14 protein-coding genes and 1 pseudogene are annotated in these 20766 nt (G+C 38.4%); 4 read left to right on the plus strand and 11 right to left on the minus strand.

Annotated features, from left to right (window positions below; genetic code table 11):
• Positions 1-108 precede the first annotated feature (108 nt).
• Complete coding sequence (locus tag ACIQXI_RS16185) at positions 109-1131, plus strand: DUF2804 domain-containing protein (RefSeq protein ID WP_402926918.1); 1023 nt, start codon at positions 109-111, stop codon at positions 1129-1131.
• 96 nt (positions 1132-1227) lie between these two features.
• Here the strand turns inward: ACIQXI_RS16185 and ACIQXI_RS16190 are convergent, their stop codons facing one another.
• The gene (locus ACIQXI_RS16190) at positions 1228-1950 is read right to left on the minus strand and encodes a glycerophosphodiester phosphodiesterase (RefSeq protein WP_402926921.1); all 723 of its coding nucleotides are present in this window, start codon (positions 1948-1950) and stop codon (positions 1228-1230) included.
• Between the two features lie 137 nt (positions 1951-2087).
• Here ACIQXI_RS16190 and helD point away from each other — a divergent pair, with 137 nt between their 5' ends.
• Positions 2088-4316 carry an RNA polymerase recycling motor HelD gene (gene helD / locus ACIQXI_RS16195; protein ID WP_402926924.1) on the plus strand — a complete coding sequence of 743 codons (2229 nt, stop codon included), beginning with the start codon at positions 2088-2090 and terminating at the stop codon, positions 4314-4316.
• Positions 4317-4396: 80 nt separating this feature from the next.
• Here the strand turns inward: helD and ACIQXI_RS16200 are convergent, their stop codons facing one another.
• The 5 genes and pseudogenes from ACIQXI_RS16200 to ACIQXI_RS16220 all read right to left on the minus strand — a co-directional run bounded on the left by ACIQXI_RS16200 (position 4397) and on the right by ACIQXI_RS16220 (position 10580).
• A complete protein-coding gene (locus ACIQXI_RS16200) occupies positions 4397-4522 on the minus strand; it encodes a hypothetical protein (RefSeq protein WP_402926926.1) in 126 nt (41 codons plus the stop codon).
• Between the two features lie 142 nt (positions 4523-4664).
• Entirely contained in the window at positions 4665-5531 is an 867-nt protein-coding gene (locus ACIQXI_RS16205; protein ID WP_402926929.1) for a GNAT family N-acetyltransferase, read from the minus strand.
• Positions 5532-6054: 523 nt separating this feature from the next.
• Positions 6055-7887: pseudogene (locus ACIQXI_RS16210) on the minus strand (ABC transporter ATP-binding protein).
• On the minus strand, positions 7887-9611 hold the full coding sequence (locus tag ACIQXI_RS16215) for an ABC transporter ATP-binding protein (RefSeq protein WP_402926930.1): 1725 nt from the start codon (positions 9609-9611) through the stop codon (positions 7887-7889). Before ACIQXI_RS16215 ends, ACIQXI_RS16210 begins: the two are co-directional and overlap by 1 nt.
• 75 nt (positions 9612-9686) lie before the next feature.
• Positions 9687-10580 carry a DMT family transporter gene (locus ACIQXI_RS16220; RefSeq protein ID WP_402926933.1) on the minus strand — a complete coding sequence of 298 codons (894 nt, stop codon included), beginning with the start codon at positions 10578-10580 and terminating at the stop codon, positions 9687-9689.
• A gap of 186 nt (positions 10581-10766) precedes the next feature.
• On the opposite strand from ACIQXI_RS16220, the gene ACIQXI_RS16225 reads away from it, so the two are divergent.
• Complete coding sequence (locus tag ACIQXI_RS16225) at positions 10767-12788, plus strand: EAL domain-containing protein (protein WP_402926936.1); 2022 nt, start codon at positions 10767-10769, stop codon at positions 12786-12788.
• Positions 12789-12847: 59 nt separating this feature from the next.
• Here ACIQXI_RS16225 and ACIQXI_RS16230 read toward each other — a convergent pair whose 3' ends face one another.
• On the minus strand, positions 12848-13315 hold the full coding sequence (locus tag ACIQXI_RS16230; protein WP_402926938.1) for a threonine/serine exporter family protein: 468 nt from the start codon (positions 13313-13315) through the stop codon (positions 12848-12850).
• Positions 13316-13327: 12 nt separating this feature from the next.
• Positions 13328-14080, minus strand: a complete 753-nt coding sequence (locus tag ACIQXI_RS16235) for a threonine/serine exporter family protein (protein WP_402926941.1) — start codon at positions 14078-14080, stop codon at positions 13328-13330.
• 371 nt (positions 14081-14451) lie between these two features.
• Between ACIQXI_RS16235 and ACIQXI_RS16240 the strand changes: the two genes are divergently transcribed.
• A complete protein-coding gene (locus ACIQXI_RS16240; RefSeq protein ID WP_402926944.1) occupies positions 14452-15861 on the plus strand; it encodes a polysaccharide deacetylase family protein in 1410 nt (469 codons plus the stop codon).
• A 199-nt stretch (positions 15862-16060) separates the two neighbouring features.
• On the opposite strand, the gene ACIQXI_RS16245 is transcribed toward ACIQXI_RS16240, so the two are convergent.
• The 3 genes from ACIQXI_RS16245 to ACIQXI_RS16255 all read right to left on the minus strand — a co-directional run bounded on the left by ACIQXI_RS16245 (position 16061) and on the right by ACIQXI_RS16255 (position 20751).
• Positions 16061-18160 carry a beta-propeller domain-containing protein gene (locus ACIQXI_RS16245; protein WP_402926946.1) on the minus strand — a complete coding sequence of 700 codons (2100 nt, stop codon included), beginning with the start codon at positions 18158-18160 and terminating at the stop codon, positions 16061-16063.
• Positions 18161-18374: 214 nt separating this feature from the next.
• Entirely contained in the window at positions 18375-19568 is a 1194-nt protein-coding gene (locus ACIQXI_RS16250) for an acyl-CoA dehydrogenase family protein (protein WP_402926948.1), read from the minus strand.
• Positions 19569-19578: 10 nt separating this feature from the next.
• On the minus strand, positions 19579-20751 hold the full coding sequence (locus ACIQXI_RS16255; protein WP_402926951.1) for a saccharopine dehydrogenase family protein: 1173 nt from the start codon (positions 20749-20751) through the stop codon (positions 19579-19581).
• Positions 20752-20766: the final 15 nt, after the last annotated feature.

Genomic DNA, 20766 nt, shown 5'->3' on the forward strand with positions numbered 1-20766 from the left:
ATACAGTTCTATCAGGCGCTATCTTTACCAATTTTAAGATAGTTTTTGCTACAATAAGATTAAACAATTTGGCATATGTTTATTTTACGAACAGAAGGGATGTTGAATGTGAAGCAGCATGCTGAGAAAGAAATTTTACAGCCTACTCTTTTATGCGATAAAAAAGGTAATTTAAATCCAGCTGCTATTGGATTTGCACGAAAACCTCTCATAAATAGCAATTTAAGCGGTCATATCATGCGGAAAAAGAAATGGAATTATTGGTGTATTTATGGTGATGAGATATTATTCTCCGCAACAATCAGCCATCTCGATTATGCAGCTGTCTGCTTCGTCTATTTCCTTGAATATGAAACTCAGCGCTATTTTGAAAAAACAATAACCATTCCACTTGGTGGCAAGCTCAAAATGCCAACACATGTGCTTGAATCCGTCTCGTTCAGCAGTAGTGAAATGACGATTGATATGACTTATATTCAAAATGAAACACATTTGTCTGTTTCCATCCCTACGTTTGATGGAGATGCACTACGCGCAAATTTAATTATTCAGCATCCACCAACAGACGAAACATTGAATGTCGTTATTCCTTGGAATCGTAAAACATTCCAGTTTACAGGGAAACATCATACCCTCCCTACATCAGGAGTTGTCACTATTGGCAATCGTCACTTTACGTTTACACCAGAGGAAAGCTTTGCTGTTCTTGATTACGGACGGGGTGTGTGGCCACGGCAAGCCACTTGGAATTGGGGAATGGCATCACAACGAGTTCGTGGCAGACGTATCGGACTCAACTTAGGTGGTAAATGGACCGATGGTACGGGTATGACAGAAAATGCTGTCTTTGTTGATGGTAAAATGACAAAAATACATGAGGATTTGCTGTTCAGTTACGATCGTGAGGATTATATGCAGCGTTGGACAATAAAGACAAAATTTACAAATCAAGTTTCGCTAACGTTTTCCCCATTTTTTGAACGTATTGCCGCAACAAATGCAAAACTCGTTAAATCAGAAGTACATCAGATGTTTGGCTATTATGACGGAACAGTTTTATTAGACAACGGTGAAACGCTCGTTATTAAGCAAATGCTCGGATGCATTGAGGAACATCAAGCAAAATGGTAACAACACTCCCTCATTAAGAGGTCATAGCATGCAAAAAAATTCGCCTTCCTTGTAAAAGTACCGCGAATTTTTTTGTTTGTATTAAATAATAGACCCTCATTCCTCTGTCAAACCATCTAATAAAGCTTGTGGATCATCTGTAAAAACCGCGTGGATGCCGAGCTGTTGCAATTGCTTTGCATGTTCCACGTCATTTACGGTATATACTCTTATTGGTGTATTTTTTTCAAGAGCAAAAGCAATTGATTTCTTAAATGCTGTCGGCAAACTAACATGGATTGCATTGGCAGGAATAGTAGCTGTGTACGTTGTGAAATCAACTAACACTTCAGCAAATAACGCGGCCGTTTCAATATATGGAGCCATTTGAACTACAGTTTGCAGCGATTCATGGTTAAATGAAGAAATAATGACCCTCTCCGTCATTTGGTGCTTCGCTACTTCTTTTATTACCAATGCCTCAATCCCTTCATAGGGAAAGATATCGGTTTTCAACTCAATATTTATGCGATGCTGTGTAGCTACAAACAGCTCTAAAACGTCCCCTAATGTTGGAATACGTTCACCTGTAAAGTGCGCTGCACACCACGAACCATAATCATATGATCGAAGCTGTTGTAACGTTAAATCCTTTACATACCCTGTACCATTTGATGTACGGTCAATGGTTTCATCATGGATAACCACTAGTTCTCCGTCTGCAGTTACATGGACATCTAACTCAATGCCCGCAATTGGTAGCTTGGATGCCGCATAAAAAGCCGCTATCGTATTTTCAGGATAGTGTGCGGACACACCTCTATGTGCAAATAGATCCAAATGCAAAACCTCCTTATAATATCTTTACTAAATAGTATAACAAGAAGCGAAAAATGACGTTTACACTTGATAGGGAAAATTTTGTATAGTAGTATGAGAATCTACTTAAAATTGTAAGTACTTAGGAGGTGCTAAATATGACTACACAACACCCGGATTTTCAAGCTGAACAACAGAGACTAGCCTATACTAAAAATTATATGCAACAAATATTAAATGAATCGCAACGAGATCTGCAATCAGCACAAGAAAATATTCGCAAGTCCATGGCCGATCTTGATTATTTAGATTCCAGCTTAAGTTATTTGAATATTTTAACAAACGCTCGCTTTTTTGAAATGGCTCGCACTCAAAAGGAAGGTTTAGAGGCAGTCCAAAAAAAGCCCTATTTTGCTCGCATTCATTTTCAAAAGACGGGTGATCCTGAAGAATTTTTATATATCGGGAAAACCTCTTTGTTTCACCGTGAAACACATGAACCAATTATTGTCGATTGGCGTTCGCCTGTAGCAAACGTCTATTATGATGGGCGTCTTGGTGATATGGAATATGATGTGCGTGGAGAAACTCACAAAGGCCATCTATTCGCCAAGCGCCAATATAAAATTGAACAAGGTGAACTTCTCGATATTCGAGATATTGATTTAACGACAAATGATGAATTACTGCAAGAGGCATTAGCAGGCAAAGCCGATGTGCGCTTAACAGAAATCGTCTCTACCATTCAAAAAGAACAAAATGATATTATTCGGGCACACCTTCGCCAGCCCATTATTGTTCAAGGGGCCGCAGGTAGTGGTAAAACGACCATTGCTTTACACCGTATCTCTTACTTTTTGTATACGATGGGCGAACATTTTAATCCTGAGCAGCTCATGATTTTAGCACCAAATAAGCTATTTATTGATTATATCGGTGATGTCCTACCGGAGCTTGGCGTTGATAAAATATGCCAAACAACGTTTACAGATTACGTCCTTGCCGCGACAAAACTAAAATTAAAATTACGCAATCCAAACGAGCAATTGGAATCTTTAGTAATAGGCGGCGCTGATCAGCCCACTGCTTGGATTTCTGAGGTGAAGGGTTCCCTCTATTATCGAGATATGATTGAACGTTATATTCAAAAAATCGAACTGCAAATTGCTGAACAATTCGAGGATGTTTTTATTGAGAAATACCGCATTATGCGTGCCTCTCATCTAAAAAAATTATTCTTATACGAATTTTCCTATATGCCGATTGAAAAACGACTCGCACATATTAAAAAAGTGCTTACTAGTCATGTTCGACAAAAGAAACAAGCCGTTTTAAGTATGCTGCACGCCAAATATGATGAAGCACTAGGCAAAGCGCTTAATGGTATTCGGAATGCCGAAAAACGTAGACACCTTGTCACGAAATTTATCGATGAACGCGATGAGCGTATACCTGCAATTGAAAAGGAAGCAAAATCGACCGTAACCGTTTATATGCGCCGCTTTTCAAAATACAATGTGAAAACGCTCTATCGCTCGCTGCTAACAAATGCTGAGCTATTAGCAGAAGTCGCCCCAGAATGGCACTATATAGAGCAACAACAGTTTTTACAAGCTCATGCAAAAGAACAATGGATGTTAGAGGATTTGGCCGCGCTCTATTATTTACAAGCCCGACTTAAAGGAATAGCAGATGAATGGAAAATGCGCGTCGTCTTTATCGATGAAGTACAGGACTACAGTTTATTCCAACTAGCTGCGCTAAAAGCAGGTCTAGAAACTGATATGTTTACGATGGTTGGCGATTTGGCACAAGGCATTCATAGCTATCGTTCACTAACAGCGTGGGAGCCTGTGCAAAATTTATTTCCTCGTGCTAGCTTCAGAACTTTACAAAAAAGTTACCGAACAACTATTGAAATAATGGAAGTCGCTAATAAAATTTTAATGCAAATGGAAGAGCAACTACCATTAGTTGAACCTGTTGTTCGACATGGAGACGCGCCAGCTTTCATTCAGGCCGATTCCTTTAATTCAAAGCAAATTCAGGAAATTTTTGCGCGCATTAAAGCTAATGGGCATCAGTCAATTGCGCTAATTTGTAAAACGACAGCAGAAGCCAAATCAATGCAGCAAGCTTTAACGCATGACGCAATCCCTTGTCAACTTCTTACAGAGGATGACTCTATTAATCAGCAAGTATTACTTGTTGTACCAAGCCATTTAGCAAAAGGCTTGGAGTTTGATGCTGTCATCGTTGCTGCCTTTGATACACCTTTCTTTGATACAAAAATTGATAGAAAGCTACTTTATGTCGCTTTAACTCGTGCCATGCATGAACTTTATTTAATTGGTCCAACACAAAAGACATTTCTTTTAGAAAATTAATAGCAAAAATAAAAATAGCATAGTAGGATCGTTTCCTAGCATGCTATTCCTATACCCTTGCTCAATCATATTGACCGACATTATTTATTTCTTGGCGGCACGCGGTAAAACTTCCCTTTGGATAAATACGCTTTTACAACCTTCCACCATGAGCGAGGTGCTTCCCTCGGAGCAGACTTTTTCTTCGGCAATGCAGGCATACGCATAAGTACGACTCCTTTCTACTGGCTTATTAATACTATATGGACATAGTACACATTTATGATAAAAAAGGAGATTTTAACAGCGACTTAACATCTGACAATAAAAAAGTGAGGCGCGAGCTCATTGCTCACCCCTCACCTTTCATTAATTTTTTACATAATAGTCTAGTTGCTGTGCTTTCATAAAGCCAGCTTTCTCATAAACAGACAGTGCTTTTCTATTTTCAATTTCAACATCGAGCATAACAAATTTAGCATTTTGTTTACTTGCATAATCTTTTGAAAAGGACAATAAAGCAGTACCGATGCCTTGCCCTTGATATTGAGGGTGCACGGCAAGCGCTGTTACCCATTGAATTTCATTTTCCTCAGCGGTTGTCACCGTTCCTACAACTTGACCGTCTTTATGTGCTACCCATAGTCTCCGTCCAGTCGTTGACGTATTAAAGGCAATAAGCTCCTCAGATTCGGATGGCAAATCACCAAATGCTTCACTATAAATAGCAATTAGTTCGGACTGTTCTCCTGCAAATGGTGCTATCTGGATATCACTGCGTAATTCAACTCGCTCTGCTTTTGTTTCTAGCGTTGCTTCTGAAAAACTATAAGAGTAGCCAAATTTTTCGATAAATGTATGACCATAAGGAGAGCCGTCGATGACTACTGCTAATTGACCTTCTGCGCCTCTATCTACTAGTCCAGCTTGTAAGACGTTTACTAAAGCTGTGCCAACTCCTTTATTACGAAATAGTGGTGTAACGACTAACGACCACTCATACGTATGTAGACCCATTAAATCAATTGCACTAGCAGCTCCGACTAATTCATCACTGTCATCTTCATAGGCTAGCACCATAAATCCTTTTGATTCAAATGAGCCTGCTAATGGTATATTCATAATCGTTTCATATACACGATAATCTTGTAAAGTTGCTTCTTCGCATAATATTTTTAATTCATTCAATGTTTCCCCATCCAACGGGAAGGACACTGTAATTACTGAAATGTTCATCGTTTACTCCGTTCTTATACCAGACTATTGCCCTATTGTAGCAAGAAAGAAAATGAACTGGCAACAAATTATCATACCCGTCTCTAATAATCAGTAATATTGCTTCCAATACAGGAAAAAAAGACGGATTTATACTACTGCCTTCCTGAAAAGTAAAGGAATTTTACTAGTATTCATTAGTTATAATTCATTAGTTTCAAGTCCATTTTGCCACAACTATAATATACATTTATTGTAATTATTATAACATTTATACAAATTAATTACATTATCAAAATTTCTCCATCTTAATATTTTATTATACTATTGCAATACGATTTGTGTAAAAAAAGTGTTAGATTGACTGAAATCAATCTAACACTTTTCTGCTGTGGTTGTTGAGGTCCGCTTCGGCAGTGCTTTCACCTGTTTTATCGGCGATTCGCATACCTCTATCAGCGATTTCCACCGTTTTATCGGCGGTTCGCAGGCTTCTATCAGCGATTTCCTACGTCATGTCGGCAATTCGTCAACTTACTATACCTTACTCTTCTAAATGGTGGGATGACGAGTTTAGCATTTGGGCGTAAATGCCTCCTGACTCGATTAACTCATGCTGTAATCCAGCTTCTACTAGCTCACCCTTTTGCATAACAAGTATGACATCCGCATTGTGTACGGTATTTAATCGATGGGCAATGACAAAGCTTGTGCGACCTTGCATAAGCCGATCAAGTGCCTCTTGGATGGCTAATTCTGTTACGGTGTCAATACTACTTGTTGCTTCATCGAGCAATAATATTTTTGGATTTGCAATAAGGGCACGCGCAATGGACAGTAATTGCTTTTGTCCTTGCGAAATTTCACGACCGTCTGCCGTCAAAATCGTGTCATAACCATCCTTTAGTTTCATTATAAAATCATGGGCATTGGCAAGCTGTGCTGCTTCCACAATTTCTTCATCACTAGCATCCAAACGACCATATCGTATATTTTCTCTGACCGTTGTTTCAAACAAAAATGGATCCTGTAATACAAAGGCCATTTGCGAACGAAGTGCCTCCCGTTCAATATGTTTTACATTAACTCCATCAAATAATACTTCACCTTTAGTAACTTCATAAAACCTAGCGATTAACTGTAAAATTGTTGTTTTTCCTGCACCTGTTGCACCAACTAATGCAACAGTTTGCCCTGGCTCAACCGTAAAATTAATATCCTTTAATGTGTAGGATTCTTGCGCAGTATCATACTTAAAAAACACATGTTGGAATGTTACCTGTCCTAATAACGTATGGTTTTTCGCAGTAGAAACTTCCTCTTCGGGCTGTTCATCAAGTAGTGCAAATACCCGTTCAGCTCCTGCAATTGCAGATAATACCGTATTAAACTGGTTTGCCAAATCATTTAATGGACGTGTAAACTGCCGAGCATATTCTGTAAATATAACAATAACCCCAATGGACACATGGCCGTATAATGCCAGTACACCGCCAATCCCTGCAACAATCGTGAAACTCATATTATTTAAAAAGTTCATGACCTTTGGTATATAACCCGAGTATGTCTGTGCCTAAAAGCCTGTATTCTTCAAACGCAAACTTTTGTCACGAAATTCTGCCTTTACACGCTCTTCTTGTGAAAAGGCTTTAACAATGCGCTGCCCGGAAATTGTCTCTTCGATCATGCCATTAAGCGCTCCAATTGCTGCTTGCTGCTGCTTAAACAGTGGCGCTGTTCGACGGGTAATCCAGCGCATCGCCCAAAACATTAGTGGGATTATAGTCATAGTTAACACTGTTAGCAACGGACTCAAGCTCAGCATAATAATAACCGTGCCACCGAGCGTTAAAACACTCGAGAATACTTGGATAAAAGAACTATTTAAAGTCGAGCTAACCGCTTCAATATCATTCGTCATACGACTCATTAATTCACCATGTTGGCGTCTATCAAAATATGCTATAGGAAGCTTTTGAAAATGTGCAAAAACACTTGTACGCAGTCGGAAAATCGTCTGCTGGGCAATGCCAATCATCCAGTAATTTTGTAGAAATAATGCGACTGCTAAAAGAACATAAATTCCAATGAGCAATATTACTTTACTGCCTAATCCGTTTAACTCCCCATGCATGACATATATATCAATGATTTTGCCGATTAAATATGGACCTAGCAGCGCTAAAATGGAACTAGCCATCACAAGTAACAGGACCACTATTAACAACATACGTTGTTCATCGACAATCTTCCATAATCGCCAAAGTGTGCTTTGCCAATCAGCTGCACGTGGCCCTTTCTTTTTCTTTACGACCTGCTTGACATCATCCTTCGATAAAATCGGCTCATAACCAAAAGGCTTTTGGAAAAATCCCATTATTCCACCTCCTGTTGGGAGATTGCGATTTTTTTATACAGTTCAGAGGTTTCCAGAAGCTCTTCATGTGACCCATAGCCGACTACTTCCCCTGCATCAATTAACAATATATGATCTGCACCTTTAGCAGTACGAATTTTTTGCGTAACAACGAGCATCGTTGCCCTTTCCTCACTAAGCGCGTCCCATAGCGCTTGCTCTGTTTTAACATCGAGCGCACTTGTACTATCATCAAGCATTAAAATATGCCCTTTTCTTAATAATGCCCGTGCAATCGATAATCTTTGTTTTTGACCACCCGATAAATTAACACCCTTTTGCCCAACACGCGTCTCATAACCGCTTGGGAAATCTTCAACAGATGCATGAATCTGTGCTTGCATCGTGGCATGCAGTACCTCGTCCATGTCGGCTGCTGTATCTCCCCACCGAACGTTATCTGCAATACTTCCTGTAAATAATAATGATTGCTGAGGTACATATCCTATAATGTCACGCAGCTCTTGCAAATCCCATTGCTGAACATCTTTTCCTTCTACAAAAATATGGCCTTCTATCACGTCATAAAAACGTGGAATAAGCTGTAGTAATGTCGATTTACCAGCACCTGTAGCGCCCATAATGGCTAATTTTTCACCCGATTTCACTTGGAAGCTTACATTAGATAATACAGCTGTTTCTGTACCAGGATAGCGGAAGCTTACATTTTTAAATGCCAGCTCCCCTAAGTTCAATTCGCTGGCCCCATCTTGTTCTTTAGATAGCGATGTAATTTCTACTTCATTGTCAACAGCAAGTACCTCTGTCATACGTTCTGCTGATGCTTTCGCACGTGCATAAAAAATAATAATAAAAGCAAACATTGAAAACGACCCTGTCATACGCATTGCATAATTGACAATCGCCACAATATCACCAAGTGGTGTTGTGCCTGTAGCAACTTGCTTTGTACCAAACCAAAGAACGGCTAATAAACTCATATTCATGACGAGCAATAATACAGGCATAATGTATTCCATCGTGCGCAACGCTTTAACCGTATCTACCTTTAAACGTGAAGCTACTTGATCAAAGCGTGAAGCCTCATATGCTCCACGTAAATATGCCTTAACTAAACGCATTGCTTGCAAATTTTCTTGGAGCACACGATTTAACCGGTCTACGCGCTTTTGTACCTTGCCAAAATAAGATACACCTTTTGCAACCATAAAAATAAGGAATACCAAAATAATTGGTGCACCAATGACTAAAAATAACGCTAGCTTTGCATTAACAACAAAAGCCATAATGATGCTCCCAATTACAGCAAGTGGCGCACGTAGCATAATGCGAAGACTCATAAACAACACTGTTTGTACTTGCGTTACGTCATTCGTCAGCCTTGTAATCAGTGAAGCCGTGGAAAACTTTTGATAGGTTGCCAATGTAAAAGATTGAATCTTTTCAAATAAAGCATTGCGCAAATCAAAAGCAAAACTTTGCGCAGTGTGTGATGAAAAATAAGAATTGACGATGCCTGCTAGGAAGGCCACAAATGATAAACCAAGTAAAACCGCTCCCCATTGTACAATCATATGATGGTTTTGAGCACGCACACCCTCGTCAATAATTTTGGCCATAATAAGTGGCTGAACAAGCTCGACAAATAATTCAATAAACATTAAACATAATGCAAAAATGGCAGTCCATTTATAAGGTTTTACATACGAAAAAATTGTTTTCACATTCTCTCCCCCTTGTTTGAGAAGAATTATCATGCATACGATGTCTAGTTAATATCGCCTACACAAATAATATTTTTATGCTTTTTCACCGGCAATAGATAGCCACGTTACACATACAAGCATAACGAAAACTCCCACTAATTGCCACAAACCGAGCGATGTACCAAATACTATGACTGAAATTACCATCGCTGTTAATGGTTCAATACTAGATAAGATACTTGTCTCTACAGCAGTAATATACTTCATGCTACTTAAAAATAAAATGAAGGCAACTGTACCTGTTATGATTAATGCCAACATTAATGCTGTAATTTTCAAATCTACAAAGACCGTCCATTGAGTCGATTGCCAAACACGGCTTATTATACCTAATGTTACACCACCGATTAGCATCCCCCAGCCTACTACGAGGAGCACATTCCATTCTTTCATAAGACGGGCTGGATATAGCGTATAAAAGGCAAATGTCAATCCAACCGCTAATCCCCACAGTAAGGCTTTATTACTAACTAACAAAGAGTCAAATGAAGCGTTCGTTAGTAACAAGAATAATCCTATTAACGTACCCATAATACCTAATACTTGATATTTAGGTGGCCATTTCTTTAAACTAAGAGAGACATAGGCAACTACAAATATTGGCGCTAAAAATTGAAGTAACGTCGCTAATACAGCATTACTTTCATTTATAGCTCCGACAAAAGCGTATTGCACACCGAGCATGCCTATAATACCAAAGGTAATGAGCTGTCTACTCCAAAACTTTTGTTGCCAAATACTAATGATATCTTTACCCGTTAACAACAAATATGTAAGTAAGAAAATACCTGCAACTGACAAGCGAATTGTCAGCATAAAGGAAACTGTCAATGCTGTATGATTAAGTAACCATTCCATTAAAGGGCCTGTCGCTCCCCACAACATTGCTCCAGTGATAATAAAAAGTATACCTTTTAAACGTTCCATTCAATTCCCGCTTCCTATATACGTACTAAAAATTGTTATTTTTCTTCAAGTCTTTTCATTTAGTTCACTAGAAAAGTCCTATTTTTTACGATTATCAAATATTTACAATTATATTCATAATGACTAATTCCCGATAATTCTCTATAATATTAGTATATATAGATTACCCAAGGAGATCGAATAATCATGAGTCTTAAGCATAAATCATTTACGATAGATGAACATTATATAAATTCACTTCCTTTTCCTGCAATTGTTATTAAACAAAATGGACAAGCAAAAATTTCAGGAAAACACGCTGAAGAACTTTTTGGCTTTTCAGTCAATGACATTACAGGAAATACTACTCCATCCATACATGAAAATCTACTAAGAAATCTTTCAATTGAGACGTTTCAATCGATTTTACAAAATGAAGAAAGTACATATATAGACAATATTCAAGTGTACACACAGTCGAATGATGAAATATCGTCAGCATTGCTGGCCAAACCATTCTTTGAACAAGGTGAACACCTGATTCTCATTATGTTTATGTTACCAGAGTTAATGATTAATTCAGTTTCAAACAGCAGTACTTACGCTGACTTAAAGCAAGGTCTAGACTCCACTTTTATGACTGTCACACTCGATCGTGATGGATTTATATTAGAATGTAATGCAGAGTTTTTAAAAATTAGCCAATGGACACCAAAACGCGTAATCGGCAAAACATTTTGGCAATTATTCCCCGAAAATGAAGCGAGCGAGAAGATTACAAATACCATTTGGCGCAATTTAAATAATGGTCATACGTGGCAAGGTGAAATCGAAAAAGTGACGAAAACAGGACAGTCCTATTGGGTACTGCTAACTGCTATTCCAACTTTTAATTTAGAGGCAAATGAACAACAATTTATTTTAATTGAAAAAGATATTACAAAATCTAAAACGATTCAACATCAGCTTGAAAAAATTGCTTATATCGATACAGAAACAGGCTTAATGAATGCACATCGCCTAGAAAAAGTTATTTCTAAAATGATTGAAGAGGAAAAACACTTCTCCTTCGTCTATTTAAGTATCGATAAATTTTACACTTTAAAAGAATTACATGATCAACAACTTAACCAAAGTCTTATTATTGAATTTACAAACCGTATTAAAATGTACTTCCAAGATAGTACAATGGCACGTATTAATGAAAACGATTTTGTTGTCATTACACCATTAAGTGAATGGTTTATCCAAGGATTCTTGTCCTATTTACAACAACATCCAATTTATAGCAGCAATATTGCCGTACCTATTTCAATTAGCGGCGGTATTACACGCTACCCTGAGGACCAAGCAACCTTCTCTCAACTTATGAAGGCATCCATCGCGACGATTACTAACGTACGTGAAGCTGGTGGAGATAAAGTTGTCTCGCTTTCAAAAGCGACACATAAAGCTTTGAATCGTAAAGCTTTAATTGAAAAACGTCTATTGCAAGCACTTGATCAGAAAAACCTAAAAGTCCTTTATCAGCCACAAGTTGACTTAAACTCAGGGAAAATTACAGCTGTCGAAGCGCTTGTACGTTGGGAAGATGAAGAAATTGGCGTAGTGTCACCAGATGAGCTTATTCCAATTGCAGAAGAGACAGGGCTTATCAACAATATCGGGTCATTTATGCTAGAAAAGGCTTGTGAGCAAGCACTGATATGGAAGAAGGCAGGGCACAATTTAAAAGTGGCCATTAACTCGTCTGTCCGTGAATTCCGTGATAAAAACATGGCCAAATCAGTCCTTGATACGTTAGCCAAAACGAATTGTCCAGCAAACCTTATTCAAATAGAAATTACTGAAAAATTTGCATTGGAAGCAGAAGCTGCAACCTTTATTACACAACAAATGCGCAAACTTGAAAATGAGGGCGTCGCTTTTGTATTAGATGATTTCGGTACTGGTTATGGTTCATTCCGCTATATGCAAATTTTACCGATTGAGACATTAAAAATTGATAAAACCTTTACTAGTTCATTATTAAAGTCCGAAAAAACACAGAAGCTTATGCACGGTATGGTGCAACTAGGCAAGTCTATGGAGTTAAAAGTAGTAGCTGAAGGAGTGGAAACAGCCGACCAAGCTGACCTGTTAGTTACTTATGGCTGTGATGCTATGCAAGGTTTCTATATTAGCAAGCCCGTGACACCAGAAGAAATCGAGGCATTACTTGTAAAATAATAAAAAGAGCTGTTCCTAAGTATTCCAACTTACGGATCAGCTCTTTTTAATAGTGCGCTTTATTTCTTGTAGGACTTGTGTAGTTTAGCTTTGCTCAAACGTACAGCTCGAAACACAAACTGCATTAATACCTCTGCAAACACTAATCCCATCACAATGGCACCAGTAATTAAAAATGCCTTTAGCCCATACTGTAGGCCTTGTAAATAATCATCCTCGACTACATTACGCATTGCATTGTAAGCCATTCCCCCTGGCACAAGTGGAATGATGCCTGCTACAATAAAGATAATCATCGGCATTTTAAAGCGTCGTGCATATAAATGTGCAACAATCGCTATGATAAATGAGCTAAAAAACGATGCATCTACTACGTCCATACCACGCTCAGTTAACAAATAATAAATTATCCAGCCAATGACACCTACAAAACCACAGTGAAATAAGGTTTTTCTAGGTACATTAAAAATAATTGCAATTCCTGCAGTTGAAAAAAAGCTTACGATTAATTGTATGATGATATCCATTTTTCCCGCCTCCTAAAACGATAGGATGACGGCAATTGCCGAGCCGATAGCAAAGGCAGTTAAAAACGCCTCCGCTCCCTTTGCCATCCCTGACATAAAATGACCTGCCATTAAATCCCTTACCGCATTGGTAATTAAAATACCTGGCACTAATGGCATCACAGAGCTAATGATGATTTTATCAATTTCTGTGCCATAGTTAAATTTCACTGCAAAAAAAGCAATGCTACCAATAATTAACGAAGCCGTGAACTCTGAGAAAAATTTCACTTTTGTTAAATGATTCATTAAAACGAGTGTGAGAAATCCAAGTCCTCCTGCTATAAATGCTGCAGGGAAATCTGACCAACCGCCTTTAAACATAATCAAAAAACAGCCACTTGCAAGTGCTGCTGCAAATACTTGTATATAAATTGGTAAAAAATAATTTGTTTTTTGTATCGACTTTAGCTCGTCATAAGCGTCTTCTAATGATATTATGTGAGATGTGAGTCTTCTAGATACTGAATTTACCAAGGATATTTTTTGCAAATCTGTGACCCTACTGGAAATCGAAGTGATTCTCGTCGGCTGTGTCTTGCCTAACGAAAAAATGATCCCTGTAGGTGTAGCATAACATTGCGCATCTAGCATATTTTGAGATTGTGCCATACGCAACATCGTATCTTCCACACGATATGTTTCTGCACCACTTTCAATCATAATTCGTCCTGCAAGTAGCAAGCAGTCAATAGTAAGTTCATTATCCACTTCATGTGATTGCATTCCAGTTATCTACCTCCTTCAAAAGGTTCCTTGCATATAGTAACGAACTGCAAATAAAAACTCAACCAAAAATCTTCGATATTATCAATTATATTTTGGAATAATTGTATCTGTCGCTACATGATACAATGCCTTCAGATTAAAATCCATTTTTATTCGATTTTTAGTGAGCTTTATTTTGTAAAATAGGGTTTGCTCAAACAAGTTTTTTTACGTTCTTTTCTCGGCGATTACGAAATACTGTTACATATACTATATTTTTATTATATTTCTATTTAATTCAAAAAAACTTCATAGATTTCTATAACTTTTCCAGTGTCTTGCACGTCTGATTTTATAGAAGAATAATTATAGAAAGGAGCATATCCACATTGGTACAGGAACGCAGAAAAAGACGCGGCCCATTAATTGATTTTCTATTAATCGGGCTTATTGTTACATTAATATCCATTATCCTTGTCATTATACTGTCTAAGGACGATTTTAAGTTCCAAAAAATTAGTGCCTCGAAAGACACAGCTGGTGAAACTACAAGTAAAATATCCACAGAAAACTCTGCGTTTCCGGGCATACGTATTGTATCTGATGTTTCTAAAGACAAACGCACACCTTTTGCCTTACACTATCCACAAACAGAGCATAAAGTTTTTGACGATGCCGTACAACAATATATTACGGATGCTAAAGAAAACTATCTGTTAGCAATGCAAAAAAATAAGAATAAAGAGGCATCGGGCGAGCTTACGATAAATTTAGAAACCTTCCCCTATCACGAACACTATTATTCTTTTGTCCTGACAAAAATGCTGTATTTAGGTGGAGCAAAACATATTGTCTCAACAACAACATTTTTCTTTAACGCCGAGACAGGTGAGCAGATTAAAATACAGACGTTATTACAGAACGATACTAATAACCTGGCAACTTTAGCTGCATATGTTCGCAAAGACTTACAGCAAAACGTTCAGTTAAAAGATCAGCTGAATGAAACTGAGTTGCTTAAAGTAACTGAGCCAAAGTGGGAAAACTTTAAGCGCTTTGCTATTATCGATGATTCCATCCTTTTTTACTTTGATGAAAACGAAGTAGCGAATAGCTCAGCAGGTGCGCCAATCGTGAAGCTTTCTCTATCACTGATTAACCCATTGCTAGCCTCAGAGTTTCAGATTGCTATGGAGCAGATGGAACCAACGAAACCTGCGACCCCAGGAGATTCAAATGTTAAACGGATAGCGTTAACGTTTGACGACGGTCCACATCCAAAAGTAACAGAACAAATTTTAAATACGCTTGATAAATACCATGCTAAAGCTACATTCTTTATGCTTGGCAGTCGTGTTAAGCACTATCCTGATATCGCAAGAGATGTGCTGGCGCGTGGTCATGAAATCGGCAATCATACATGGAACCATCCAGTATTGACTAAAATGCCAATGGAGCAAGTTTTAAAAGAATATACGTCTACTGCCAATGAAATTGAACTAGCACTAAACCAAGGTGCAACAGTTTTTAGACCTCCATATGGCGCTACGAATGATGACATCGATGCGCAAATACCTGTTCCCGTTGTACTATGGAGCATCGATACATTGGACTGGAAACATCGCAATTCACAATTAGTATTAACATATATTAAAAATAATTTACACAACAATGCCATTGTTTTAATGCATGATATCCATCAATCCACTGCTGATGGTCTTGATGCAGTTCTTGCCTACTTACAGAGCGAAGGCTATGAATTTGTAACAGTATCTGAAATCCTTCCATATCGCCAATAGGAAAATAGAAAAAGTGTTAGATTGACTGCAATCAATCTAACACTTTCTTTTATTAAATCCCCTCGGTTTATCGGCGATTTATGGGGCTTTACCAGCGATTTCTCCTGTCCTATCGGCGATTCGCGAACTTCTATCGGCGATTTCCCCCGTCTTATCAGCGATTTATCTACTTCTATCGGCGATTTCCTTCTCTCATTGCTTATTTAATAATTAATGTATCAAGCGCTTTAAAATCGTTCAGTTGGTAACTTTTCACCTCATTGCGTGCAATTGTGTATAAAGCATCCCCTACATACACTACACGTTGGACAATATGCTCCCAATTTTCATACGGCTCACTCGTGTTTTTATCTATAATATTACCTTTTAATATAATACCGTTCTCTGCTGTAATTTCGTATATTTGTGCGCCTTGACCTTGGTATACGACTTCATCGTTACTTGCTGCTTCATATAGCACAACCGGGAAGCCGTAGTAATGATAGTCTTTATTGCGGAATAATGCTTTTGGTTTGTATTGTACGTCCGAATAAGAACCTTTTCCGCCTATTTTCACCGTAGATTGCTCTTTTGGATTGTTGAAATCTGTTACATCAAATAGCGACAATTTCATATTCGTCGTTACGGTGAACTTACTTTTCGTAAAGTTATCAAAGCGTTCTTCGGTATCATAACCAATGCCGATTAGATGCGTATCATCTAACGGATGTAAATAGTTACTATACCCTGGTATTTTTAGTTCCCCTAGCACCTGCGGTTTTTTCGGGTTTGCTACATCGATTACAAATAGTGGGTCAACTTGTTTAAATGTTACGACATAAGCTTTCTCCCCCATAAAACGAGCAGAATACACCTTTTCCCCTGGGGCTAAATTTTTCACTGCACCAATTTCCTTTAAATTTTTATCTAAAATAAATAGATGATTGCGAGAAATATTTTTTTCGTCCCACATATTGCCCTCGGTCGTAACAATGCGGAAATTCCCCTCGTATTCATCCATAGAATATTGGTTTAACACCGAACCTTTGACTTCACTTGTGCCGACAAAATTCAAGGCCGTTCCATCTACGTCCCATTTAAACACTTGTGTATTACTGGATACAGGCATCCAGATTCTATCCATCATGCCTCCTGTTGGCACAACTTGATTCCCTTCATAAATTGGTGTCGTTAAATAAAGCGCATCCTCTGACATATAGAGGCCACTACTACCACCTAAGTAGCCTTTTGTCTTAGCAACCGTTTTGACGCCATTTTTTAAATCTACTGCCGTAATTAAACTATAGGTGCCGTCCATTGTATTTGGTAAAATCGAAATTTTATCAACAGGCAAGCTTGTGTATGCCTTGCTGACAGCACTATCATACATTTTTGGTTTTAAATCCGACGTCCCTTCCTCTTGCAGTATCCAATAATTCGGATGCATAGTGCCAATTAAATACAGCGTATCTTTGGTGATACGGATATCCTGTAAATAACCTTCTTGAGCAACTTCCCGGATCAATTGTGGTTTTAATGGATTAGTAATATCGTAAAACATGGCTGTCGACATGCTTGTGTTTGCTTTTTCAATATATTCTTCTCCGATAGCAATTAACACATTATCGTATAGCGCTAACTTCGTAATATATTGAGATTCCTTTTGTTTAATTGTTGTTGCCAGTTTTAAGCTTTTTGGATTATTTGCATCAACAACCGTTATAACTTGATCTTTAATAGCGTAAATAAAGCCATCTTTGACAACAACTATATCGCCTTCCTCTACACCTTCTACTTGGTTGTTTGTTGTAGAAGCATTATCAGCTAAAGAAGCGCTATCTTTACTACTTGAAGAACTATCTTCAAGAACGCTCACTTCCCGCTCTACATTACCATTTGCCACAAGTGCTTCAAAATATTGTTGCAACTCTTTATCGGATTTGACCGTCTCTAGTTTATCAATCACCGTAAATGCAACTTCATGAGTTTTTGTTTTAAGTGAACTAGAAGCAAAAGCTCCTTTTTTCACATGTATTTGATAACTTCCCGGGGAAAGTTTATTAACAACAAGCGATTTTTTATCATCCCCTAATGTAATCGTTGCTGTCACCTTTTGCCCCTCTTTATCAGTAACATAGACATATTCATCCGTTATATTTTTTGCCTTTAATGTTTGAGAAAAAGATACCGTCCAACTTTGCGTTGACATAATGGTACTTGCCGCTTTAGCATGTGCCGTCGGGGAAATCATTACTGTGAATATCCCAGGCAAGACAGCTAAAACAACAATAATCATGATAGCTAACCATTTACCTCTCATTATTTTCCACCCCTTCATATACTTGTTTTATAGTTAGACTATTTTAAGGTTATAAAGTTACATTTCAAGAAAAAATTTCATAAAAATAAACGCAATACGTGAAATAAATATTCAAAATTGTTTGAGTGCCTGGCACTCAAACATGACGAAAGGCATCTGGAATGGATTTTCCAGATGCCTTTCGACTTGAGTAACCTTACATTAATGGCTTTGTTTACTCTTCAAATGGCCACTTTGGTAGCATTTTAGCTAGTGGTTTATCTTTGCGTCGACCTAGTACATAATCGGCTTGCATAATGGTGTGAATTTCACGTGTTCCTTCATAAATAACTGGTGCTTTCGAGTTTCGTAGGTAGCGTGCAACAGGGTATTCATCTGAATAACCGTACGCACCATGAATTTGTAATGCGTCATCTGCTGCTTTATTGGCAAAATCGCACGCTTGCCATTTTGCTAATGACGTTTCCCTTGTATTTCGAATACCGTTATTTTTCAACTCGCCAACTCGATAAACGAGCAAGCGACTCATTTGATAGCCCGCTTCCATCTTCGCTAGCATTTGACCAACAAGTTGGTGTTCACCGATAGGCTTACCAAATGTCTCACGCTCATGACAATATTTCACACTAGCTTCAAGACAAGCTTGAATAAGGCCAACTGCGCCTGCTGCCACTGTAAAACGACCGTTATCCAGTGCAGACATAGCAATTTTGAAGCCCTCCCCCTCTTCACCTAAACGATTTTCAACAGGAATACGAACATCCTCAAAAAATAGCTCGCCCGTATTACCAGCACGAATACCGTACTTTCCTTTAATCGCCTTAGAGGTAAAGCCCGCCATCGAGCGTTCCACAATAAAAGCACTAATACCATGATGCTTTTTAGCTTTATCAGTATAGGCAAAAACAATAAAATGATCCGCGATATCGCATAAGGAAATCCATGTTTTTTGCCCATTTAACACATAATAATCACCATCTCGTACTGCCGTTGTTGACATGGCTGCTACATCCGAACCTGCTCCAGGCTCAGTCAGCCCAAAAGCACCTATACGAACACCTTTCGCCTGTGGCACAAGGTATTGCTGTTTCTGCGCCTCCGTGCCCCATTGCATAAGTGTCATACTATTTAACCCGATATGGACGGATACAGCTGTTCGAAAAGCTGTATCCCCACGCTCCAGTTCCTCACAAACAATGGCAAGTGCATTATAATCCATGCCACTACCACCGTACTTTTCAGGAACACAAACACCCATTAAGCCAAGTTCAGCAAGCCTTGACCAAATGCTTGCATCAAAGCTTCCTTCAGCATCCCACTTTGCAATATGTGGCATGATCTCATCGTCAACAAACTGGCGTACGGTTTTCCGTAGCATTTCCTGCTCAGTTGTAAATTCGAAATTCAATGCCCTTCACCTACCATTTCACAATCATTGCTGACTTATGAGATGTTTCTTTAATGACAACACCACGTTGCGCCATTTCCTTAATATATGTCTCACCTGGCACAATCGTTTCTGGAGCAAAGACACCACGTTTTGTAATCGTGCCCTCGCCAATCATTTGGGCCACGACAGAAATGGTATTCGCTGTTGCACGCGCCATCGCTGTTTCATTATTTGTCATATCTTTGCGTACTACCAATTCGTATTCATATGTGACCTGCTGTTGTGCTTTTTCACCTGCAACAATTACCCGTAAAAGGACCGCATCAGGTTTTGTGCCAAGTTCTAGTTTTTTCTTCAGTGCTTCTCTGACAACTGCTCTTACAGGCACTTCTTGATTTTCTACTTCTACACTATTACTAGCATCTAAAAACCCTAAATCGGCCAACAATTTAAATTTCTCAGCATGCCCTTTATAACGAATTGTTTTATATTCTAATGTGTGGACATTCGGGAATGTTTTATAAAGAGTGGATATACCACCCGATGTATAGAATGCCTCAAGCACACCAAATCCATCGAAATAGATAGGCTCAATGCCAGATAACGACGGCACTTCTTCTAGTTTACCTTTTTGAATCATTTTAGATGGTTGGGTATAGTGGTCAAACACACCTTCTAAAGAAAAGACACGTGTATAGTGAAGTGGTGGCTTCGGTTCTGTTGGAATACCACCTACATACAGTTTAATCGATGCAACTTCATCTAATTTCGTTGCGCCATAGCCTGCTAATATATTGACCATCCCTGGAGCTACCCCCAGGTCAGGAATAATAGTTACACCTTTTGCTTGTGCTTCTTCATGTAATGCCAAAATTTTGTCAGTGACACCACCGATATGTCCGCCTAAATCGACTGAATGCACACCAGCTTCGATTGCGGCCCTTGCAACTCGCTCATTAAACGAATAAAACAGTGCATTAACTACAACATTACCTTTTGCAATAACTGATGTTAAGGAGTCATCGTTTTCTGCATGAAGCTCCACAACTTCAACTTTATCTGTGTTTAATGTATCTACAAAGTTTTGAGCTGTCTTTACATCGATATCCCCTAAAATGACACGTTCAACATTGTTATTTTTTATTAAATCACGAGCTACTTCTTTCCCCATCAATCCTGCACCTAATACAACAACTTTCATCAAGAACATCCCCTT

This window comes from Lysinibacillus sp. NPDC097195 (genome assembly GCF_044762075.1).
In the GTDB taxonomy this organism is placed as follows: domain Bacteria; phylum Bacillota; class Bacilli; order Bacillales_A; family Planococcaceae; genus Lysinibacillus.